Annotated in this window: 23 protein-coding genes and 4 tRNA genes; 24 read left to right on the top strand and 3 right to left on the bottom strand. The window is 66.1% G+C overall.

Translation table 11 applies throughout. The features are described from left to right. Positions 1–39 precede the first annotated feature (39 nt). Positions 40–546: a DUF2505 domain-containing protein gene (locus NA4_RS12425; RefSeq protein ID WP_067468936.1), complete on the top strand. Its 507-nt coding sequence runs from the start codon at positions 40–42 to the stop codon at positions 544–546. Positions 547–588: 42 nt separating this feature from the next. Here the strand turns inward: NA4_RS12425 and NA4_RS12430 are convergent, their stop codons facing one another. Next, on the bottom strand, positions 589–1860 hold the full coding sequence (locus NA4_RS12430; protein ID WP_067469009.1) for a geranylgeranyl reductase family protein: 1272 nt from the start codon (positions 1858–1860) through the stop codon (positions 589–591). 270 nt (positions 1861–2130) lie between these two features. Here NA4_RS12430 and NA4_RS12435 point away from each other — a divergent pair, with 270 nt between their 5' ends. Both NA4_RS12435 and htpX read left to right on the top strand, forming a co-directional pair. Next, complete coding sequence (locus NA4_RS12435) at positions 2131–3183, top strand: polyprenyl synthetase family protein (protein ID WP_373862781.1); 1053 nt, start codon at positions 2131–2133, stop codon at positions 3181–3183. Positions 3184–3352: 169 nt separating this feature from the next. Next, the gene (gene htpX, locus NA4_RS12440; protein ID WP_067468939.1) at positions 3353–4228 is read left to right on the top strand and encodes a zinc metalloprotease HtpX; all 876 of its coding nucleotides are present in this window, start codon (positions 3353–3355) and stop codon (positions 4226–4228) included. 16 nt (positions 4229–4244) lie between these two features. Here the strand turns inward: htpX and NA4_RS12445 are convergent, their stop codons facing one another. Continuing rightward, on the bottom strand, positions 4245–4709 hold the full coding sequence (locus NA4_RS12445; RefSeq protein WP_245671303.1) for a MarR family winged helix-turn-helix transcriptional regulator: 465 nt from the start codon (positions 4707–4709) through the stop codon (positions 4245–4247). A 125-nt stretch (positions 4710–4834) separates the two neighbouring features. Here NA4_RS12445 and NA4_RS43485 point away from each other — a divergent pair, with 125 nt between their 5' ends. Further along, positions 4835–5860 (top strand): nitroreductase/quinone reductase family protein, encoded by a 1026-nt coding sequence (locus NA4_RS43485; RefSeq protein WP_067468942.1) that lies wholly within the window; start codon positions 4835–4837, stop codon positions 5858–5860. On the opposite strand, the gene NA4_RS12455 is transcribed toward NA4_RS43485, so the two are convergent. Further along, positions 5851–6342 (bottom strand): YajQ family cyclic di-GMP-binding protein, encoded by a 492-nt coding sequence (locus NA4_RS12455; RefSeq protein WP_039802015.1) that lies wholly within the window; start codon positions 6340–6342, stop codon positions 5851–5853. The two genes, NA4_RS43485 and NA4_RS12455, sit on opposite strands and share 10 nt — an antisense overlap. Positions 6343–6518: 176 nt before the next feature. Here NA4_RS12455 and NA4_RS12460 point away from each other — a divergent pair. The 20 genes from NA4_RS12460 (at position 6519) to NA4_RS12555 (ending at position 20524) form a co-directional block, all read left to right on the top strand. Beyond that, positions 6519–6601: transfer RNA gene (locus tag NA4_RS12460), tRNA-Tyr, on the top strand. A gap of 659 nt (positions 6602–7260) precedes the next feature. Continuing rightward, positions 7261–7333 (top strand) — tRNA-Thr (locus tag NA4_RS12465). A 75-nt stretch (positions 7334–7408) separates the two neighbouring features. Then, positions 7409–7484, top strand: a tRNA-Met gene (locus NA4_RS12470). A gap of 41 nt (positions 7485–7525) precedes the next feature. Beyond that, positions 7526–7696, top strand: coding sequence for a 50S ribosomal protein L33 (gene rpmG, locus NA4_RS12475; RefSeq protein ID WP_011211653.1), 171 nt, complete (start codon positions 7526–7528; stop codon positions 7694–7696). A gap of 183 nt (positions 7697–7879) precedes the next feature. Continuing rightward, the gene (locus tag NA4_RS12480; RefSeq protein WP_067469020.1) at positions 7880–8947 is read left to right on the top strand and encodes a fused (3R)-hydroxyacyl-ACP dehydratase subunits HadA/HadB; all 1068 of its coding nucleotides are present in this window, start codon (positions 7880–7882) and stop codon (positions 8945–8947) included. 221 nt (positions 8948–9168) lie between these two features. Beyond that, a tRNA-Trp gene (locus tag NA4_RS12485) sits at positions 9169–9241 on the top strand. Between the two features lie 31 nt (positions 9242–9272). After that, on the top strand, positions 9273–9659 hold the full coding sequence (secE, locus tag NA4_RS12490) for a preprotein translocase subunit SecE (RefSeq protein ID WP_067468945.1): 387 nt from the start codon (positions 9273–9275) through the stop codon (positions 9657–9659). A gap of 116 nt (positions 9660–9775) precedes the next feature. Next, the gene (gene nusG / locus NA4_RS12495; protein ID WP_067468948.1) at positions 9776–10567 is read left to right on the top strand and encodes a transcription termination/antitermination protein NusG; all 792 of its coding nucleotides are present in this window, start codon (positions 9776–9778) and stop codon (positions 10565–10567) included. A 100-nt stretch (positions 10568–10667) separates the two neighbouring features. Then, the gene (rplK, locus tag NA4_RS12500) at positions 10668–11102 is read left to right on the top strand and encodes a 50S ribosomal protein L11 (RefSeq protein ID WP_039802009.1); all 435 of its coding nucleotides are present in this window, start codon (positions 10668–10670) and stop codon (positions 11100–11102) included. Between the two features lie 75 nt (positions 11103–11177). After that, positions 11178–11891: a 50S ribosomal protein L1 gene (gene rplA / locus NA4_RS12505; protein WP_067468951.1), complete on the top strand. Its 714-nt coding sequence runs from the start codon at positions 11178–11180 to the stop codon at positions 11889–11891. Positions 11892–12013: 122 nt separating this feature from the next. Further along, positions 12014–12265, top strand: a complete 252-nt coding sequence (locus NA4_RS12510; protein WP_067468954.1) for an AbrB/MazE/SpoVT family DNA-binding domain-containing protein — start codon at positions 12014–12016, stop codon at positions 12263–12265. Continuing rightward, positions 12262–12678 (top strand): type II toxin-antitoxin system VapC family toxin, encoded by a 417-nt coding sequence (locus NA4_RS12515; protein WP_067468957.1) that lies wholly within the window; start codon positions 12262–12264, stop codon positions 12676–12678. The genes NA4_RS12510 and NA4_RS12515 overlap by 4 nt, the downstream gene beginning before the upstream one ends. A gap of 421 nt (positions 12679–13099) precedes the next feature. Then, the gene (gene rplJ / locus NA4_RS12520; RefSeq protein ID WP_040783820.1) at positions 13100–13639 is read left to right on the top strand and encodes a 50S ribosomal protein L10; all 540 of its coding nucleotides are present in this window, start codon (positions 13100–13102) and stop codon (positions 13637–13639) included. Positions 13640–13695: 56 nt separating this feature from the next. Then, entirely contained in the window at positions 13696–14076 is a 381-nt protein-coding gene (rplL, locus tag NA4_RS12525) for a 50S ribosomal protein L7/L12 (RefSeq protein WP_067468960.1), read from the top strand. 263 nt (positions 14077–14339) lie between these two features. After that, positions 14340–15419, top strand: coding sequence for an ABC transporter ATP-binding protein (locus NA4_RS12530; protein WP_174552934.1), 1080 nt, complete (start codon positions 14340–14342; stop codon positions 15417–15419). 11 nt (positions 15420–15430) lie between these two features. After that, on the top strand, positions 15431–16225 hold the full coding sequence (locus NA4_RS12535; RefSeq protein WP_067468965.1) for an MlaE family ABC transporter permease: 795 nt from the start codon (positions 15431–15433) through the stop codon (positions 16223–16225). Positions 16226–16228: 3 nt separating this feature from the next. Beyond that, the gene (locus NA4_RS12540; RefSeq protein WP_067468968.1) at positions 16229–17092 is read left to right on the top strand and encodes an MlaE family ABC transporter permease; all 864 of its coding nucleotides are present in this window, start codon (positions 16229–16231) and stop codon (positions 17090–17092) included. Next, complete coding sequence (locus tag NA4_RS12545) at positions 17089–18441, top strand: MCE family protein (protein ID WP_067468971.1); 1353 nt, start codon at positions 17089–17091, stop codon at positions 18439–18441. The genes NA4_RS12540 and NA4_RS12545 overlap by 4 nt, the downstream gene beginning before the upstream one ends. Beyond that, complete coding sequence (locus NA4_RS12550) at positions 18438–19514, top strand: MCE family protein (protein WP_174552935.1); 1077 nt, start codon at positions 18438–18440, stop codon at positions 19512–19514. The genes NA4_RS12545 and NA4_RS12550 overlap by 4 nt, the downstream gene beginning before the upstream one ends. Then, positions 19514–20524, top strand: coding sequence for an MCE family protein (locus tag NA4_RS12555; protein ID WP_067468974.1), 1011 nt, complete (start codon positions 19514–19516; stop codon positions 20522–20524). The genes NA4_RS12550 and NA4_RS12555 overlap by 1 nt, the downstream gene beginning before the upstream one ends. The last annotated feature ends 1 nt before the right edge of the window (position 20525 follow it).

The raw sequence follows: 20525 nt of genomic DNA on the forward strand, positions 1-20525 counted from the left end.
CGCCACAGGCTACCGACCCGCTCGGCTACGGTGGCGGCCATGTCCCGAAAATTCAGCTTCACCGTGCCCTACACCGTCCCGGTCGAAGATCTCCACCGGGCACTCATCACCGACGACCTCTGGCAGACCCGCTTCGCCGACGCCCCGACCGCGACACTGCAGCTGTCGCATCCCGACGGCGCGGGCACCATCCGCATCTACATGACCGAAAAGGCCGCCGAGGACAAGATTCCCGCGCTGGTGCGCAAGGTGCTCAAAAGCGAGCTCACCTTCTCCCGCACCGACAACTGGCAGCCCCTGGTCGGCGAGGTCGCCAAGGGCACCTTCGAGGCAGGCACCGGCGGCATCAACACCGCCATGTCCGGGACCTACGAAATACGCTCCACCGCCGAAGGTTCCGAGCTCGAGGTGGCAGGCACCGTGCAGGTGAAGGTGCCTTTGGTCGGCGGCGCCATCGAGCCGCTCGCCGAACAACTGCACCACCGGGTGCTCAAGAGCGAGCGCAAATTCATCGAGGAGTGGCTGACCACCGAACCGACCGCCTGACGGATCCGTCCGTTGCCCCAGCGCGAGCCGGGGCAACGTCCGCTAGGCGAATGGCTGGCGTTCGTCGAAGCGCATCGATGTCCGACCCGCCGCTCGCCATGCCCGCGCGGTCAGGTCCACGTCCTCGTCGGTGACCAGGTTGCCCATCACGCGAACGGCGGTGCGCTGCAGGTACTTCGAGCGCAGCACCGGTGGGCCGCCGAGCGGAACCATGCGCGGATGGGTCGCAAGGCCCGCGATCCGGCGCGCGACCGAGAAGGTCCGGCCATAGCGTGCGCGCAACACCTGCGGCCAGATCGTGGTGAGGTCGGGCTCGTCCAGCAGATCGGCGAGCAGGTGGCCGCCTTCCAGGCCGTAGTCGATGCCTTCGCCGTTGAGCGGGTTCACACAGCCCGCAGCGTCGCCGACCAGCACCCAGTTGCGGCCCGCGACGTTCGAAACCGCGCCGCCCATCGGGAGCAGTGCCGAGGCCACCGCGCGCAGCGAGCCCTCGAATTGCCATTCCTCCGTGCGCAATGCCGTGTAATGCGCCAGAAGCGGTTTCAGCGCGATATGCGAGGGCCGCCGCTCCGTGGCCAGGGAGCCGACGCCGATATTGACTTCGCCGTTCCCGAGCGGGAACACCCAGCCGTAACCGGGAACCAGCGCACCGGAGGCGTCGCGCAACTCCAGATGCGAGGTGATCCACTGATCATCGCTGCGGCCGGACTTGATGTAAGCGCGCGCCGCGGTGCCGTAGGCATACTGCCGGTGCCAGGTGCGGCCGAGCAGCCGCCCGATCGGCGAGCGCACCCCGTCGGCGACCACCAGCGTCCGGCAGGCGATCGTGCGCACGCCATCGGCCGTGCGCACCGTCACGCCGGTGACCCGGTCGCCCTCGCGGGTGATGTCGACCACCTTCGTTCCGTCCACCATGCGCGCGCCGGACTTCACCGCCGTCTCACGCAGCTTGTCGTCCAGTTCGGTTCGCGGAACGGCGCTTCCGTAGGTCGGGAAGGAACCGCCGGGCCAGCTCAGCAGCGCCTCGCGGCCGAAGCCGGTCATCCGTAGACCGTGGTTGACAATGTGTGCCCGCACCCACTCGCCGAGGCCGAGCTGCTCCAGTTCCGCGGTCGCGCGCGGCGTCAGGCCGTCACCGCAGGTCTTGTCCCTGGGGAACACGGCGGAGTCGACGAGCACCACGTCCCGTCCCGCCCTGGCCGCCCACGCGGCCGACGCCGAGCCCGCGGGACCAGCACCGACGACCAGTACCTCGGCCCGGCTGGGCAACGCGCCCTCGTCGCCGCCAGCGGGAGTCGCTTCCGGTGAACCCATGCGGTCCATACTCGCAGGGCCGTCTCGTCGCTGTCGATGTCGGCCGCGCCGAGTGGCCCCGACGACGAACGGCGACAAGACAGATCCGCCGCAGAGTGACGGCGTTCATGGGCCATCGGCCGGGGACACGCTAGGTTCTCTACCGTGGGGTCGGACGCGTCGCTGGGAGAAGAAATGAGCAGATCCGCCATGAGTGAGCGCAGCGAGCGAAACATGGACACAGCTGAGCACCTCGCTCAGGCCGGAGCCGAGCGTCAGCGAGGCGCAGGCATGAGTGAGCGCAGCGAGCGAATCATGGACGCGCACGACGGTGTCGGCAACGCCGAGAACACGGTGGTGGCCGGCGTCGATCTCGGTGACGACCAGCTCGCCGCCACGGTGCGCGACGGCTTGGAGCAGGTCGAAAAGCTCCTGGTCGACGAGCTGTCCGACGGTGCGGAGTTCCTCCAGGAAGCCGCGTTGCACCTGGCCAAGGCGGGTGGCAAGCGGTTCAGGCCGTTGTTCACCATCCTCACCGGGCAGCTCGGCCCACGCCCGGCCGATCCCGACTTGATCACCGCGGGCACCGTGGTGGAGCTGGTGCATCTGGCCACGCTGTACCACGACGACGTCATGGACGAGGCTCCGATGCGCCGCGGCGCCCCCAGCGTGAACTCGCGGTGGGGCAACAACATCGCCATCCTCGCAGGGGACTACCTGTTCGCGCACGCCTCCCGGCTCACATCCACCCTCGGCCCCGATGCCGTGCGCATCATCGCCGAGACCTTCGCCGAACTCGTGACCGGTCAGATGCGCGAGACCATGGGCGCCCGCGAGGCCCAGGACCCGGTCGAGCACTACCTGCGCGTGGTGTGGGAGAAGACCGGTTCGCTCATCGCCGCCGCCGGACGCTTCGGCGGCACCTTCTCCGGCGCCGACCCCGAGCACGTCGAGCGACTCGCCCGGCTCGGCGACGCGGTAGGCACCGCCTTCCAGATCTCCGACGACATCATCGACATCTCCTCGGCCTCCGAGCAGTCCGGCAAGACACCGGGCACCGACCTGCGCGAAGGCGTGCACACTTTGCCGGTGCTGTACGCGCTGCACGAAGAGGGCGCCGAAGGCGACCGCCTGCGCAAGCTGCTCGCCCGGCCGCTGGAAACCGATGACGAAGTGGCCGAGGCGCTCGATCTGCTCTCCCGCTCCCGCGGCATGGTGCTGGCCAAGGAGAAGCTGCAGGGTTACGCCGATCTCGCCCATACCGAGCTCGCCGCGCTGCCCGGCGGCCCAGCCAACGACGCACTCGAGCGATTGGTCCGCTACACCATCGAACGCGTCGGCTGAACTGTCGGCCGTGCGGCCACCGTGGTTCACCGGAACTTTGCCCAGGGCTCCTATCGTTGACCTTGTGTCATGCAATAAACGAGATGGTGACGCAACAGCTGAGATCCCGCGCCACCGAACTGGTACGGCCTGAATACTCGGAGATCGGGGGAGTGAGGCGGGACTGCAGATGCACGGGTTCGCGAACGGACTGAAAACCTTCGGGTTGATGGTGGGCCTCTCGGCCTTGATCGTGTTCGCGGGTGCGATGTTCCGCAACCCGACCATCCTGGTCATCGCGATCCTGTTGGCGGTAGGCATGAACGCGTACGCCTACTTCAACAGCGACAAGATCGCGTTGAAGGCGATGCACGCCCAGCCGGTCAGCGAGCTGGAGGCGCCGGTCGTCTACCGGATCGTGCGCGAGCTGGCCACCACCGCCCGCCAGCCGATGCCACAGCTGTACATCAGCCCGACGAACGCGCCCAACGCGTTCGCCACCGGACGCAGCCCTCGGCATGCCGCGGTCTGCTGCACCAGCGGCATCCTGCAGATTCTCGACGAGCGGGAACTGCGCGCCGTGCTCGGCCACGAACTCTCCCACGTCTACAACCGCGACATCCTGATCTCGTCGATTGCAGGCGCGCTGGCGGCTGTCATCTCCGGTCTGGCCAACTTGGCTTTCTTCGCGTCCATGTTCGGCGGCAACCGCAACGGTGGAGGCCCGAACATCCTTGGCGTGCTGCTGGTGTCGCTGCTCGGTCCGATCGCCGCCACCCTGATCAAACTGGCCGTTTCCCGTTCGCGCGAATACCAAGCCGATCAGTCCGGCGCCGAGCTCACCGGCGACCCGCTGGCGCTCGCCTCCGCCCTGCGCAAGATCGAGCGCGGTGTCCACGCCGCTCCGCTGCCACCCGAGCCCAAGCTGACGGCACAATCGCATCTGATGATCGCCAACCCGTTCCGCCCGGGTGAGCGGGCCGCGCGCTGGTTCTCCACGCATCCGCCCATCGCCGAACGCGTCGAACGGCTAGAGGAGATGGCGGGCGGCCCGCGCCGGTACTGACTTCCCGGCGCTCGGCTCAGTCGTCCATGGCCAACTGGTCTTCGTAGGCGCGGAAGGTATCGACGAACAATCGCCGCTGCTCCGGCGTGAGCGGTTCCAGCACCGTTCGCCAAGCCCGCGCGCTGCGGCCCAGCCACTTGTGCACCGACTTCTCATGGGCCGCCGCTATGGCGACGATGGTGCGCCTGCGATCGTCCGGGTCCGCGCCGCGCTCGAGCACACCCTGTCTGCTGAGTTCACCGACCATCAGGCTCACCGTGGTCGGAGCCACCTCCAGGCGCGCGGCCAGATCGGTCACCGTGGTCGGTCCATCGAATACCAGGTTGGCCAGCAGCGATAGATGCCGAGGGGCGAGCGAGAAGGATTCCAGTTCCTTCGGAACGCCCAGCTTCTTGGCCCGCCCGACCACCCGGGGCATGAGCAGCAGCAGAGTGCGGATGCCCTCATCGACGCCGAGTCCCGCCCGCTCCTCGGTTGACACGCCACGCACCTCCCAATAGCCTTTGTTTGCAAAGTAATTTTGCTTGCAAAGCAAAATTCGATTTCGACATCAGGCTATAACCAGCGGTCGCGGCGAGTGCGCCGCGCCGGGAAGGAGCGTCGGCGATGACCGATCCGGAGCGGACCCGACCAGCGGACTTCAACCGCGCGATCATCACGGAGTTCCGCGCCAACGCGGGCAAGGTCGGTGGGATGTTCGAAGGAGCGACGCTCCTGCTGCTGACCACCGTCGGGGCCAGAACCGGCCGTCGGCACACCGTGCCGGTCGTCTACCGCCGCGACGGCGCGCGCGTCCTGGTGTTCGGGTCCAACGCCGGCGCCGACACCCATCCCGCGTGGTTTCACAACGTGCGGGCGAATGCGGAAGTGACCGTGGAGATCGGCATGGGGGACCGGGTCGAGACCTATCCCGCACGCGCCCGAATCCTCGAAGGCGCCGAACGAGATCGCCACTACGCCGCACAGGCGAGCGACGATCCGGCCTTCGCCGCATACCAAGCGGCGACCGCGCGGATCATCCCGGTGGTCGCACTGCAACGGTTATCGGAGCCGAAGCTGCGCAGGCGGCGCTTCCTGGCGGGCGCGGGCGCCACCGCGGCCGTCGCGGCCGCAGGCGCGGGTGTGCTCATGGGCGGCTCGCCGGATGCGGCCGCGCCTGCTCAGCAGCGTGCCGCGGCTATCGGCGACCACCTGCGCCAGGTGCATGCCCAGTTGCGCCGCGACCTCGCCACCGTCCGTGCAGGTCTCGACGAATACCTCCACGCACCCGACGCCATGGCGAAACCCGCATTACCCCAGGATCTGCGTGCCCACTGCGTCGCTTTCTGCGGTGCGCTCGGCGAGCACCACACCAGCGAAGACGGCGTCTTTCCGGCCTTGGTCCGGCTGCGGCCCGAACTCGCGCCAGTGGTGGCGCGGCTGCATCGCGAACACGGCGCGGTGGCCACGGCACTGACCGGGCTACGGACCCTGCTGGACGCGCCGGAACCGGGCGACCCGGCTCGGCTGCGCACTGAATTCGACCGCCTGGCAACGGAATTGGAAACCCACTTCGACTACGAGGAAGAAACCCTGGTCGAAGCGCTCAACGCGACCGACCCGGCCGCGCTGCGACCCCCCGGTCAGCGGTAATTGACGAACTGCAGCGCGATGCCGAAATCCTCGCCCTTCAGCAACGCGATGACCGCCTGCAGATCGTCGCGCTTCTTGCTGCTGACCCGCAGCTCGTCACCCTGAATCTGCGCTTTCACGCCCTTGGGGCCCTCGTCGCGGATCTTCTTCGAGATCTTCTTCGCGTGCTCGGAATCGATGCCCTGCACCAGCGAACCGGTGATCTTGTACACCTTGCCGGAGGACACCGGCTCGCCCGCGTCGAACGCCTTCAGCGAGATGTCCCGCCGGATCAGTTTCTCCTTGAACACCTCCAGCGCGGCCTTGACCCGCTCCTCCGCCTCGGCGGTGAGCACGATCTTGTCCTCGCCGGACCACTCGATGGACGCGCCGGTGCCGCGGAAGTCGTAGCGGGTGTTGAGCTCCTTCTCCGCCTGATGCAGGGCGTTGTCGACCTCCTGCCGGTCGACCTTGCTCACCACATCGAAAGACGAATCAGCCACGCTGCGCTCCTGTTCTGACGGTCGAGGAGGTCATCTGAACCGGAGGCTTCCGGCCCTCGTCAGTTCTACCCGCCAGGCCCGAGGGTAGTCGCGCCGCATAGCCGATAGCCAGCCGGTTTGCATTCAGGGTGCGGGTTCGATGTATTCTGCTCAGCGCGCAGAAACAATGCGCGAACGGCAGGTTGCCCGAGCGGCCAATGGGAGCAGACTGTAAATCTGTCGGTGAAAGCCTACGTAGGTTCGAATCCTACACCTGCCACTCCGCTCGATAGGCGAGCCCTGTACGCAGAAAGCGCGTACAGGGCTCGCTTCGTCTTGTCTTGTGGGGGTGCAACCCCCACGCCCCGCCCGGCGGGGCTTCGCCCCCCGGACCCCCCCTTTTCAGTGGTTGCGTTGGGAGACCGTGTCCGGGTGGTGGATATGCCAGTGATTGGTTGGGTGCGGGGTGTTCGGTTCGTTCGTGCGTGTGGATTGCTTTCACTGCTCGGTCGATCGCTAGGGCCGATGCGCACTTCCAACCCGACAGCGGGGTTTCCATGCGCGCGGCACCGCAGTCGCTCGGATGTGAGCCCCAACCGAATAATCCTGCGCAAGCTACCGCGGCCAATCACTCAGTGTTGCCATTGCTGCTCCACGCAACCCGATTGGCTCAACCCTCGTTTTCGAGCGAAGCGAGACCGAGCATTCCCCGTTCGCGGCCCGGCTCGCGTCCGAGCGGCCGACGCGTCCGCGACGCAGTCGCCAGCGGCGATCGCTCGGACGCGAGCCACAAGGGGGCCGCGAACACGCCGCGCCCGCGCGGCCAAAAATACAGCTCTGACCATGCGGTTTGGTGGTGCGACCGGTGAGTGTGTAACCTCGTTCAAGACTTCGCCGCGCTGAGGTCGAGTGTTTGGGGCTCGGTGCGGAAGTAGTCATGCCCCCTTAGCTCAGTCGGCAGAGCGTTTCCATGGTAAGGAAAAGGTCAACGGTTCGATTCCGTTAGGGGGCTCGCCGGATTGCCGGTGGTGGCCGACTCGGCATCGCTCCCGTAGTTGGGCTCGGCACCATGGCAATGCGACGCTGTGGCGGTGTAGCTCAGTCGGTAGAGCAAACGACTCATAATCGTTGTGTCGCCGGTTCAAGTCCGGCCATCGCTACCACAACCGATCAAGCCCATCAGGTACCGGAAAGAAGGCATATCGTGGCCGCGAAGTCCACCGATGTCCGGCCAAAGATCACCTTGGCCTGCGAGCAGTGCAAGCACCGCAACTACATCACCAAGAAGAACCGGCGCAACGATCCGGATCGGCTGGAGCTGAAGAAGTTCTGCCCGAACTGCGGCACCCACCGGGCGCACCGCGAATCCCGCTAGTTCTCCACGCGTGAACTACCGCGTGGGATGGTGCCGGGAGTCGTATCCCGGTATCTCGGGCCGTGACACCGCGAGGGCCGGACAATAGTCCGGCCCTGACGCATTTTCACGGTGTGGGTGCGGTGGTGAGCGCTCCACCGACTCCGTGCATCGGGGTCAGATAGGTACAGTCCTCCCGTGACAATCAACACCGGTACAGACGAAGCGGTCCAGACGGGCGAGGCGCTCGACCCCGCGGCCCACGCCGCGGCGATGGTCGGTCACCACTACCGCGTCGACGACTACTACGAGGTCGGCCGCGAGAAGGTGCGGGAATACGCCCGCGCCGTGCAGGACTACCACCCGGTGCACTGGGACGAGGACGTGGCCCAGGAATACGGCTACGACAACCTGCTCGCGCCGGTCACGTTCATCTCCCTGGTCGGCATCCTGGCCCAGCGCAAGCTGTTCGAACAGGTCGTCACCGGCTACGACCTCAGCCAGATCATGCAAACCGACCAGATCCTGGAGTTCCACCGCCCGATCAAGGTCGGCGACCAACTCACCTGCGACGTCTACCTGCACTCGTTCCGGCAGGCCTTCGGCGGCGACATCATCGTGACCAAGAACATCGTCACCGCGCAGAACGACGAACTGGTGCTCACCACCTACACCACGCTCGTCGGCCGCAGCGGCGGTGACATCGACCCGAACCTCACCGCCGCCGTCCGCAACGTGCTCATGCACGGCATCGGCGAGGAGGAACCCGTACATCGCCCGCGCACCGGGGCTCCCGCGAGCCAGGCCCCCGCGCCGCTCGCCCCTGCCGCCGAAGGGCTCCGCACCCAGCACGCCATCCGCTTCGAGGACGTCTCGGTCGGCGACGAGCTGCCTCCGCGTACCGCCCGGCTCACCCGCGGCGACCTGGTGAACTACGCGGGCGTCTCCGGCGACGCCAACCCGATCCACTGGAGCGACGAGGTCGTGAAGCTGGTCGGCCTGGACGACGTCGTCGCACACGGCATGCTCACCATGGGCCTCGGTGGCGGTTTCGTCACCTCCTGGCTGGGTGATCCCGGCGCGATCAAGGAGTACAATGTCCGTTTCACCAGCCCGGTCTACGTGGGCACCGACGAGGCCGCCGAGGTCGAGTACACCGGTAAGGTGAAATCAGTCGATCCGGAAGCCAAGACCGCGGTCGTGGCCATCGTGGCGAAGTCGGCGGGAAAGAAGATCTTCGGCCGCGCCACCGCGACGGTGCAACTGGCCTGACCTGGTCGGCCGACCCTGATTGGCTAATGCCGCGCACGGTAACGTACACTCAGGTTTCTGGGGTCACCAGCCGCTGCGCGCTGCTCTGTAGGGCTGGTTCCAGGCGGTCCGCCCGGATCGCCGACGGGGCCGGCAACTGCCGGAGTGGCGCGCGTGTTGTGTGACACCAGGACACAACTGAATACCGAAGAGTGGTTGGACAGCTCACACCGTCCGACCGAAGGGGCGTAGCTCAACTGGCAGAGCAGCGGTCTCCAAAACCGCAGGTTGCAGGTTCAAGTCCTGTCGCCCCTGCCCTGGATGCCAGCGACGAGAGAGGATCGACGTGGACGAGCGGGACACTCGCCGCGGCGCACATGCCGACGAAGGCGATGGCACCGCTGCAGCGACTCGGCCGAGCGGCAAGCGGTCCGCGCGGCGGACTCGTACGTCCTCGCCGGCCGACACGGGCGCGATCGCCACGCTCGACCGCCCGTCGCGGAAGGCAGCCAAGACAACCGATCGGGCCGAGCGCAAGTCGGGTAATCCGTTCAAGCGTTTGATCAAGTTCCTGCGTGAGGTCATCGCGGAACTGCGCAAGGTGATCTGGCCCAACCGGAAGCAGATGGTCACCTATACGAGCGTTGTTCTGGTGTTCGTGATTTTCATGGTCGCGTTCATCAGCGGGTTGGATCTGGCGTTCATCAAGGGTGTCAACTGGCTGTTCGGCTAGCTGAACGACGCCGAAGCCAGTAGCCGATCCCGGGGCGGACACGGGCGGAAGCATTTCGCCGCGCCCGGCCCGGCACGCAGAGGATGTACGTGACGACACAGGAAGCGAGTGCCCCAGTGAGCACCCCGGAGAACGACACACACGACAAGTTCCCGGCCGACGACGACGCGGTGGCCGAGCCCACCGACTCCGTCGAGGAGTTCGCGACCGACGAGTCCCCGGTCGAAGAATCGGAGCCCGCTGCGTCCGCCCCCACCGCTGCCATCGATGCCGAGCCCGCCGATCCCGTCGCCGAGATGAAGGCAGCGCTGCGGCGCGCCCCCGGCGAGTGGTATGTCATCCACTCCTATGCGGGCTACGAGAACAAGGTGAAGGCCAACCTCGAGACCCGCGTGCAGAACCTGGACCTGGAGGACTACATCTTCCAGGTCGAGGTCCCCACCGAAGAGGTCACCGAGATCAAGAACGGGCAGCGCAAGCACGTCAACCGCAAGGTGCTGCCCGGCTACATCCTGGTCCGGATGGAGCTCAACGACGAGTCGTGGGGCGCCGTACGCAACACCCCCGGCGTCACCGGATTCGTCGGCGCCACCTCGCGCCCCTCGCCGCTGTCCATCGACGACGTGGTGAAGTTCCTCGTCCCGGCCGCGCAGCAGCAGAAGAAGCCCGCAGCGGCCGCCGCCGCGGCGACCACCGAGACCGCGGGCGGCGAGGTCGCACCGAAGCCGGTCATCGAGGTCGACTTCGAGGTCGGCGAGTCCGTGACGGTGATGGACGGCCCGTTCGCGACGCTGCCCGCCAGCATCTCCGAGGTCAACGCCGAACAGCAGAAGCTCAAGGTGCTCGTGTCGATCTTCGGCCGCGAGACGCCGGTCGAGCTGGCGTTCACCCAGGTCGCGAAGATCTAGACCCAGTTCTTGTCAGCGGCAGGGTGCATTGCGCCCGGTCGAGGATCGCAACACCACGACTTGCAAAGAGCAAGGGACACCAAACACCTAGGAAAGAAAGATGCCCCCCAAGAAGAAGAAGCTCGCCGGGATCATCAAGCTTCAGATCCAGGCCGGCCAGGCGAACCCGGCCCCTCCGGTCGGCCCCGCGCTCGGTCAGCACGGCGTCAACATCATGGAGTTCTGCAAGGCGTACAACGCCGCGACCGAGTCGCAGCGCGGCAACGTCATCCCGGTCGAGATCTCGGTGTACGAGGACCGGTCCTTCGACTTCAAGCTGAAGACCCCGCCGGCCGCCAAGCTGCTGCTCAAGGCCGCGGGCGTGCAGAAGGGCTCGGCCGAGCCGCACCGCAACAAGGTCGCCAAGGTGACCATGGACCAGGTGCGCGAGATCGCCAAGACCAAGCAGGAAGATCTGAACGCCAACGATCTCGATCAGGCGGCCAAGATCATCGCGGGTACCGCGCGCTCGATGGGCATCACCGTCGAGGGCTGAGCGGACTCGCTCCCTGGTGGGAGGGCCGGCCAGGCCCGATAACCACGTCTGAACCACACACAAGGACAGAGAATCATGGCAAAACGAAGCAAGGCATACCTCGGCGCGGCCGAGAAGGTCGATCGCACCGAGCTCTACTCCCCGCTGGCCGCCGCGCGCCTGGCGAAGGAGACCGCCACCACCAAGACCGACGCGACCGTCGAGGTCGCCGTGCGACTCGGTGTGGATCCCCGCAAGGCCGACCAGATGGTCCGCGGCACCGTCAACCTGCCGCACGGCACCGGTAAGACTGCCCGCGTCATCGTGTTCGCGGCGGGCGAGAAGGCTGCCGAGGCCGAGGCCGCCGGCGCCGACGCCGTCGGCGCCGAGGACCTGATCGAGCGGATCCAGGGCGGCTGGCTGGACTTCGACGCCGCGATCGCCACCCCGGACCAGATGGCCAAGGTCGGTCGCATCGCGCGTGTCCTCGGCCCGCGCGGTCTGATGCCGAACCCGAAGACGGGCACGGTCACCACCGACGTGACCAAGGCCGTCAACGACATCAAGGGCGGCAAGATCAACTTCCGCGTCGACAAGCAGGCCAACCTGCACTTCGTCATCGGCAAGGCGTCCTTCGACGACACCAAGCTGGTGGAGAACTACGGCGCCGCGCTGGACGAGATCCTGCGCGTCAAGCCGTCGACCGCCAAGGGCCGCTACGTCAAGAAGGTGACGGTCTCGACGAATACCGGACCGGGCATCCCGGTGGACCCGAACCGCACCCGCAACCTCCTCGACGAGGACGCGTAAGCAGCACCTGAACACCCACCGCAGCGGCGGGAACGCACATCGCGTTCCCGCCGTCGCGCGTTTCTGGGAGTATCAACCCGGGCCGGTATCCTTACCTCTAGCGGATTGTAAGGAGAGAGAGTATGGACGCACATGCCCGGTTGACGTCGAAAGGCCAGCTAACCGTGCCGAAGGCGGTTAGGGAAGCGCTCGAGTTGCAGGTGGGCGACAACGTACTCTTCCGGGTCGAGGGCCAGGTCGTTGTGCTCGCGCGTACACCCGACCTGCTCGAGCTGGCGGGGAGTGTGCCAGTACCGCCAGAGGTTCGCGGGAAGTCTTGGGATGAGATCCGGGAAGCGGCATGGGCAGCGCAATGGCAGGAAGGCGAGCCGTGACGGTCTTCCTGGACACCAACATTCTGGTGCGCCACTTCACGCAGGATCCACCGGAGATGGGGAAGCGCGCGACCGCCTTCCTCGCAGAGTCCGACTCATTGCACTTGCCGGACCTGATACTGGCGGAAATGGTGTACGTACTACAGAGCGTCTACCGGGTCGCGAGGCCACAGGTCGCGGCGCTGTCGCGCGCTCTCGTGGGGACCCGGAATATCGTGACCGACGATCCCGCACTGCTGATCCGCACGATCGACGTCTATGAGCATCACCGGTTGTCCTTTGCCGACGCCTATCTGGCTGCGCTAGCAGAAGCTGATGCGGGCTCGAGCATCGCTTCGTTCGACAAGGGCATCGATAGGGTGCAGGGTGTCTGTCGAGTCGAACCCGCTCCGCTCGGAGCTCAGGAGCCTTAAGCAGTAAACGTCACTCCGAGTCACAGATTCTTTCGGCGATGTTCGCCACACGCGACAGGAGATGTGATGCGCGACACGATCTTCCGAAGGTAGCGGTTCGGTTTCTGTGCAGGGTCGTTTTGGCGGATAGGAACCGTCCAGGTACATTGGACGTCAGTTATCGACACGTTCGATCGCTACCCAATCCGTTCTACCGAAGACCGTTGGTCGCCGATCCCGCGAGGGTTCGGTCGAAGGTCCGGCGACATTGCCGGCGGCCCACGCAGGGAGAGCCGAGGCTGGGAATTGATCCGGGTGCATTACGTCCCGGACCGGTTTTCTGTTGCGCCCCGGAACGCTCTGCGTTCGGGGCGTTTGTTTTGTCGCCGACCCTGATCGGTAGTTCGCGTGTACGAACCGACCATCAGAGAGGAGGCGAAGTATGGCAAAACCCGAGAAGGTCACCGCGGTCGCGGAGATCGCGGAGCAGTTCAGGAGCTCGACGGCCACCGTCGTCACGGAATACCGTGGCCTGTCGGTCGGCAAGCTCACCGAGCTGCGGCGCGCGCTCGGCGCCGACGCCACGTACTCCGTCGCCAAGAACACCCTGGTCAAGCGGGCTGCCGCCGAGGCGGGCGTGGAAGGTCTCGACGATCTGTTCGTCGGCCCTACCGCGATCACCTTCATCAGCGGTGAGCCGGTCAATGCGGCCAAGGCGCTGAAGACCTTCGCGAAGGACAACAAGGCGCTCGTCATCAAGGGCGGCTACATGGACGGCGCTCCGCTGTCCGTGTCCGAGGTCGAGCGCATCGCCGACCTGGAGACCCGCGAGGTCCTGCTGGCCAAGCTCGCTGGCGCCCTGAAGGGCAACCTGGCGAAGGCCGCCGGTCTGTTCAACGCTCCCGCCTCGCAGGTGGCCCGCCTGGCCGCCGCGCTGCAGGAGAAGAAGCAGGCCGAAGAAGGCGGAACTGCCGCCGAGTAAAACCCGTGCGGCAGAACTCGCCCGCATAGACATCAACTACCGAAAGGAACACAACAATGGCCAACGTTGACGAACTGCTCGAGGTCTTCGGCAACATGACCCTGCTCGAGCTCTCGGACTTCGTGAAGAAGTTCGAGGAGAAGTTCGAGGTCACCGCGGCTGCTCCGGTCGCAGTCGCCGCCGTCGGCGGTGCCGCCGCTCCGGCCGAGGCCGCCGAGGAGCAGGACGAGTTCGACGTCATCCTCGAGGGTGCAGGCGACAAGAAGATCCAGGTCATCAAGGTGGTCCGCGAGATCGTCTCCGGCCTGGGCCTGAAGGAAGCCAAGGACCTGGTCGAGAGCGCCCCGAAGCCGATCCTGGAGAAGGTCGCCAAGGAAGCCGCCGAGGCTGCCAAGGCGAAGCTGGAAGAGGCCGGCGCCAAGGTCGCGGTCAAGTAATTCCAGACCGAAATACGCGAGCGGGCGGTCCCCATTGGGGGCCGTCCGTTTGTTATTTTTCCGCAACATTTTGCTCTTTTTTCGGACCTCGGCACTGTTTCGAATACAAACGGCTTTGCGGGGTTACTCTTCAGTCAAGTAGGGGTGTGCCCCGTCTCTCTCATGGGTTACAGTGACCGCACCCACTGTGACGTGAAGCACCGTGATGACCGAGCGCGCGGTTCCGCCGGTGGGCAGCTCGTTGAGAAATTGTGGAGGTTGGCGTGGGCGTCGAGGTCAGGACCGAAGGTGTAACCAAGTCCTTCGGTTCGCAGCGAATTTGGCAGGATGTGTCTTTGACGTTGCCATCGGGCGAAGTGAGCGCGCTGCTCGGCCCGTCGGGCACCGGTAAGTCGGTGTTCCTCAAGTCGCTGATCGGTCTCTTGCGTCCGGAGCGCGGCTCCATCTACATCGACGGCACGGATATCACCACCTGCTCCAACAAGGAGCTCTACGAGATTCGCAAGCTATTCGGCGTGCTGTTCCAGGACGGTGCGCTGTTCGGCTCGATGAACCTCTTCGACAACGTGGCCTTCCCGCTGCGCGAGCACACCAAGAAGAGCGAATCCGAGATCAAGAAGATCGTGATGGAGAAGCTGGAGCTGACCGGTCTGCTCGGGGCCGAGGGCAAGCTGCCCGGCGAGATCTCCGGTGGTATGCGCAAGCGCGCCGGGCTGGCCCGCGCCCTGGTGCTGGATCCGCAGATCATTCTCGTCGACGAGCCCGACTCCGGTCTGGACCCGGTGCGCACGTCGTATCTGAGCCAGCTGCTGATCGATATCAACGCCCAGATCGACGCCACGATCCTGATCGTCACGCACAACATCAACCTGGCCCGTACCGTGCCGGACAACATCGGCATGCTCTTCCGTCGCCAGCTGGTCATGTTCGGCCCGCGCGAGGTGTTGCTGACGTCGGAGGAGCCGGTGGTCAAGCAGTTCCTCAACGGCCGGATGATCGGCCCGATCGGCATGTCCGAGGAGAAGGACGAGGCCCAGATGGCACGCGAGCAAGCGCTGGTGGACGCCGGGCACCACCATGGCGGCGCCGAGGAGGTCGAGGGCATCATTCCGCAGATGCGGGCCACGCCGGGTATGCCGGTGCGGCAGGCGGTACTGCGGCGTAAAGAGCGCGTCCGGGAGATCATGCACACCCTGCCGCACGCGGCTCAGGTGGCGATTCGCGAGTCACTTGCTGAGAACGATGACACGCAGGTGGTGGCGTACAACAGTAGCGGCGACCTGGCGAGTTATCCGGGCGGCGCGTACGACGCCACCGTGCGACACAACACAACTAACGGGTAACATCTGCGATCGTGACTTCCACCCTGGCGCGATTGCGAGCTCCACTGGAGTCGGGGTTTGCCCAGGCCGGCAACATCTTTGCGCTGTTCATCGATGTTCTTCGCAAGACATTCCGTCGGCCCTTCGAGTGGCGGGAGTTCATCGAGCAGTCGTGGTTCATCGCGAGTGTTTCGATCCTGCCCAGCGCACTGGTCGCGATTCCGTTCGGTGCGGTCGTGGCATTGCAAACCGGCTCGCTCATCAAACAGTTGGGCGCTGAATCCTTCACTGGCGCAACCAGCGTGCTGGCCACCGTCCAGCAGGCGGCTCCGGTCGTCACGGCGCTGATCATCGCGGGCGCGGCCGGGTCGGCGGTAGCCGCCGATCTCGGCTCGCGCACCATCCGCGAGGAGATCGACGCCATGGAGGTGCTCGGCGTCGATCCGGTGCGCAAGCTCGTCGTACCGCGCGTGCTCGGCATGATGCTGGTGGCGCTGCTGCTCAACGGCCTGGTGTCGGTGGTCGGCATCGCGGGCGGCTACTTCTTCAACGTGCTGCTGCAAGGCGGAACGCCCGGCGCCTACCTGGCGTCGTTCTCCGCGCTCGCTCAGCTGCCGGACCTGTGGATCGGCGAGATCAAGGCAGCGGTATTCGGCCTCATCGCCGGTGTGATCGCCGCGTACAAGGGATTGCATCCCAAAGGGGGGCCGAAAGGAGTCGGTGACGCGGTGAACCAATCCGTGGTGATCACATTCATGGTGCTGTTCTTCGTGAACCTCATCCTGACCCTGGTTTACCTACAAGTCGTCCCAGCCAAGGGTGCCTGATCGATGGCCACGTCATATCGCACCCCGGTCGCCAGGTCGATGCGGCGGGCCGGGGAAGTAATCCGCATGCCGCTGAACGTCATCGATCGCGCGGGCGACCAGATGTCGTTCTACTCCCGGGCCATCGCCTGGATCCCGCGCACCGCCGTGCACTACCGCAAGGAGGTCATGCGGCTGCTCGCCGAAGTCACCTTCGGCACCGGCGCGCTCGCGGTGATCGGCGGAACCATCGGCGTCATCGTGTTCATGTCCGGCTCGGTCGGCGTCGTCGTCGGCCTGCAGGGCTTCAAGGCGCTCGACGCACTCGGCAGCTCGGCGCTCACCGGCTTCCTCACCGCCTACATCAATACCCGTGAGATCGCACCGCTGGTCGCCGCGCTGGCGCTGTCGGCGACGGTCGGCTGCGGTTTCACCGCGCAGCTGGGCGCCATGCGGATCTCCGAGGAGATCGACGCACTCGAGGTGATGGCGGTGCCCGGCATCCCGTTCCTGGTCACCAGCCGGGTGATCGCGGGATTCCTCGCGGTGATCCCGCTGTACATCGTGGGCCTGCTCGGCACGTTCCTGGCCTCGCGAATGGTGAGCATCTGGTTCAACGGGCAGTCCAGCGGGTCCTATGACCACTATTTCAGTCTCTTCCTGCCACCGGAGGACGTGCTCTATTCGTTCCTCAAGGTGCTGGTCTTCGCCTTCGTGATCATCATGGTGCACTGCTACTACGGCTTCCACGCCACCGGCGGACCCGCCGGCGTCGGCGTCGCGGTCGGTCGCGCGGTCCGCGCCGCGATCGTGCTGGTGAACATCCTGGATTTCTTCCTCAGCCTCGCGATCTGGGGCACCACGACCACGGTGCGGGTGGCCGGATGACCCGCGGCGGCCAGGCCTGGCGTTCTACGCAGAAGCTGCGCGTCCGGGTGCTGGGCATCGCGTTCTTCGCCGTGGTGGCACTGTTCCTGTGGACGACGGTCGCGATCTACAACAAGCAGTTCGTGCAGACCGTGCAGGTCGATCTGATCACCGACACGGTGGGCAACGCGCTGACCCGCAACGCGGACGTGAAGGCCCGCGGCGTCACTGTCGGCGAGGTGCGCTCGAGCCGTTCCGAGGGTGGCGAGGTGACGTTGCGCCTGGCCATCGATCCGGACAAGGCGGAAAAGATTCCGGTCAACGCGACCGCGCGGCTGTTGCCCAAGACGCTGTTCGGTGAGCGCTATGTGGACCTGGTGATCCCGGAGGACCCGAGTCCGAAGCACCTGACCGACGGCGTGACGCTGCATCAGGACGTCAGCGGCAACGCCATCGAGCTGAGCAAGCTGCTCGATGACCTGCTGCCGCTGCTGCAGGCGATTCCGCCGCAGGACCTCGCCGCCACCCTGGGCGCGCTGTCCCAGGCTCTGGCCGGTCAGGGCACCGCGCTCGGCCAGAGCGTGGACAAGCTGGACGAGATCTTCCGTCAAGTCAACGGCGTGCTTCCCGATCTGCAAGCCGACCTGCGCAGCTTCGCCGAGGTCGCCGCCACGTACTCCGACGCGGCCCCGCAGCTGATCCAGGCGCTGGACAATCTGCGGACCACCAACGCGACGATCGTGCAGCGGCGCACCGATATCGATGTGCTCTACGCGACGCTGACGCCATCTTCGGCGACCACCACCGAGTTCCTGATCGCCAACCGCGACAACATCATCGACGTGGCCGCCGACTCGCGTCCGGCACTGGAACAGCTTGCCTACTACTCACCGAACTTCGCCTGCTCATTCGCGAACTTCGCGCAGTTGAAGCCACGCATCGACAAGATCTTCGGCAAGGGCACCGATCGGCCCGGCTCGCGCGTCACCGTCGAGCTGTCCAATACTCGCGGCAAGTACCTGCCCAACCAGGACGAACCGCGCTGGCTGGACACCAGGGGGCCGTGGTGCATCCCCGAGATGCCGTTGGGTGTCGACCCCGGCCAGTACACGGGCGGCCCGAACAACGACGGGTCCTACGCGGTGCCCAGCCGCAACCCCGGTGACCAGGAGACCGGCAATCTGGAGCCACCGCAGTTCGGCGTCTACCCGGCGAGCAAAATGCCCACGATCGCCGGTTCGCCGATGGAGCAGCAGTCGCTCGGCGCGATCTACGGCGCGGCCAATGGTGTCGCGCCGGATCAGGTGCCCGGCTGGGTGACCCGGGCTGGTGCGCCCGCGTTCCGCGGAAGCGAGGTGAGCGTGCGATGAGGCAGCCGTTGCGTGGCCTGGGCGGGCCACTGGCCAAGCTGATCATCTTCGCGGTGGTGACCTTGTTCGTGACCACCATGCTCGCGTTGTCCATCGCCAACTACAGCCGCGGCGGCACCGGGTTCAAGGCCAGATTCAGCGACGTCACCTCGCTCAATCGGGGTGACGAGGTGCGCATCGCCGGCGTGCGGGTCGGCAAGGTCACCGATGTGCGGATCGTGGACAAGCGCCTGGCCGAGGTGGAGTTCGATCTCACCGACCGGGACTGGTTGCCCGCGTCGACCACCGCGACGATCAGGTACCGCAACTTGGTCGGTCAGCGCTACATCGCTTTGGAACAAGGGACCGGGGAGCAGGGCCGCAAACTGACCGAGGGCGCCACCATCCCGTTGGAGCGCACCAAGCCCGCGTTGAACCTCACCACCTTGTTCAACGGCTTCCGGCCGCTGTTCCGCACGCTGACCGCCGAGGACGTGAACAAGCTGTCCTTCGAGATCATCCAGGTCTTCCAGGGCGAGCAGGGCACGATCCACGACCTGGTCGCGACCACGGCGAATCTGACCAACAGGATCGCGGACAAGGACGCCGTGATCGGTGAGCTGACCCGGAACCTGACCGCCGTGCTGGACACGGTCAACCAGCGCGACGACCAGTTCGACCAGTTGATCGTGAACACCGAGGCGCTGATCAGCGGTCTGGCCGCGGAACGCGACACCATCGGGCGCTCGGTGACCTCGCTCGCCGACCTGACCTCGGCCACATCCGATCTGCTGGTGCCGGTCCGTCCGACGCTGCAAGGCTCGATCGCCGGCCTGAGCCAGCTGACCGGCACCCTCGACGAACGCCAGGACGAGGTGAACGAAGCGCTGTACAACCTGCCGATCAAGATGGAGAAGCTCGGCCGCGCCGGCAGCTACGGCTCCTGGTTCCAGTTCTATCTCTGTGGCATCGATATCGTCGTCGGTCCGGGCGCGGTCGACGCGCCGCAGCTCAACCTGCCCGCCGGGATGCCAACGATCAACCAGCCGCTGTACACCAACGCGGCGCCCCGCTGCCAGGGGAAGGCTCGCTGATGGAAGATCGCAACCTACTCGGCAAACGCAGCCCGGCGTTCATGGGCGCGCTCGGCCTCGCCATCGTGCTCCTGGTGACGGTGTCGGCGTTCTTCCTCGACCGGCTGCCCATCATCGGGGCGGGCACCAAGTACACCGCGGAGTTCACCGAGGCCGCGGGCCTGAAGCGGGGCAACGAAGTCCGGATCGCAGGCGTCAAGGTCGGTGCGGTGTCCGATGTCCGGCTCGACGGCGACCGCGTCGTCGTGGATTTCCGTACCCAGGACGCGTGGATCGGCAACGAGACCACCGCGTCGATCCAGATCAAGACCCTGCTCGGGCAGAAGTATCTGGCGCTGGACCCGAGGGGATCCAAGCCCGCCGACCCGGACAAGCGAATTCCGCTCTCGCGCACGGTGTCTCCGTACGACGTGGTGGACGCTTTCACCGACGCTGCCCGCAATATCGACCAGATCGACACCGCGCAGCTGGCCCGCAGCATGCAGGTGCTGTCGGAGGCGTTCGCGACGACGCCGCCGGAGATCCGCGGCTCCATCGACGGTGTGGCCCGGCTGTCGGAGACACTCGCCAAACGCGACCAGGAGCTGAAGAGGCTGTTCGCCGCGACCAGGCAGACCACCCAGATCCTCGCCGACCGCAACGCCGAGTTCGAGCGGCTGCTGGCCTCCGGCGGTCAGCTGCTCGCCGAGCTGAACATCCGCCAGCGGTCCATCTCGCGGCTGCTGGACGGAGCCAGGACGGTGTCGGCGGAGCTGACCGCGCTGGTGCACGACAACGAGGAGCAGATCGGGCCCGCGCTGACCAACCTGCGCGCCTCGATCGACCTGCTCAACGCCAACCAGCAGAACATCTCCAAGACATTGGAACTCGCGGCGCCCTTCTACGGCCTCTACGCCAACGTGCTCGGCACGGGCCGCTGGTTCGACGCGGTGATCGTCAACCTGATTCCGCCTGCGCTGCCCGAGATCCCCGGCTACCGTCCGCCGGTCCGCACCCTGGGAGGTAACTGAC

Source organism: Nocardia amamiensis NBRC 102102 (genome assembly GCF_001612745.1).
Classification (GTDB): domain Bacteria; phylum Actinomycetota; class Actinomycetes; order Mycobacteriales; family Mycobacteriaceae; genus Nocardia; species Nocardia amamiensis.

What these genes read in the sequence shown, in the direction of transcription:
- NA4_RS12545 (WP_067468971.1), top strand. Translation starts at nt 17,089, where the DNA reads ATGACCCGCGGCGGCCAGGCCTGGCGTTCTACGCAGAAGCTGCGCGTC.
- NA4_RS43485 (WP_067468942.1), top strand. Translation starts at nt 4,835, where the DNA reads ATGACCGATCCGGAGCGGACCCGACCAGCGGACTTCAACCGCGCGATC.
- NA4_RS12435 (WP_373862781.1), top strand. Translation starts at nt 2,131, where the DNA reads ATGAGTGAGCGCAGCGAGCGAATCATGGACGCGCACGACGGTGTCGGC.
- rplL (WP_067468960.1), top strand. Translation starts at nt 13,696, where the DNA reads ATGGCCAACGTTGACGAACTGCTCGAGGTCTTCGGCAACATGACCCTG.
- NA4_RS12430 (WP_067469009.1), bottom strand. Translation starts at nt 1,860, where the DNA reads ATGGGTTCACCGGAAGCGACTCCCGCTGGCGGCGACGAGGGCGCGTTG.
- rplA (WP_067468951.1), top strand. Translation starts at nt 11,178, where the DNA reads ATGGCAAAACGAAGCAAGGCATACCTCGGCGCGGCCGAGAAGGTCGAT.
- NA4_RS12510 (WP_067468954.1), top strand. Translation starts at nt 12,014, where the DNA reads ATGGACGCACATGCCCGGTTGACGTCGAAAGGCCAGCTAACCGTGCCG.
- rplK (WP_039802009.1), top strand. Translation starts at nt 10,668, where the DNA reads ATGCCCCCCAAGAAGAAGAAGCTCGCCGGGATCATCAAGCTTCAGATC.
- NA4_RS12425 (WP_067468936.1), top strand. Translation starts at nt 40, where the DNA reads ATGTCCCGAAAATTCAGCTTCACCGTGCCCTACACCGTCCCGGTCGAA.
- htpX (WP_067468939.1), top strand. Translation starts at nt 3,353, where the DNA reads ATGCACGGGTTCGCGAACGGACTGAAAACCTTCGGGTTGATGGTGGGC.
- rplJ (WP_040783820.1), top strand. Translation starts at nt 13,100, where the DNA reads ATGGCAAAACCCGAGAAGGTCACCGCGGTCGCGGAGATCGCGGAGCAG.
- NA4_RS12555 (WP_067468974.1), top strand. Translation starts at nt 19,514, where the DNA reads ATGGAAGATCGCAACCTACTCGGCAAACGCAGCCCGGCGTTCATGGGC.
- NA4_RS12540 (WP_067468968.1), top strand. Translation starts at nt 16,229, where the DNA reads ATGGCCACGTCATATCGCACCCCGGTCGCCAGGTCGATGCGGCGGGCC.
- NA4_RS12550 (WP_174552935.1), top strand. Translation starts at nt 18,438, where the DNA reads ATGAGGCAGCCGTTGCGTGGCCTGGGCGGGCCACTGGCCAAGCTGATC.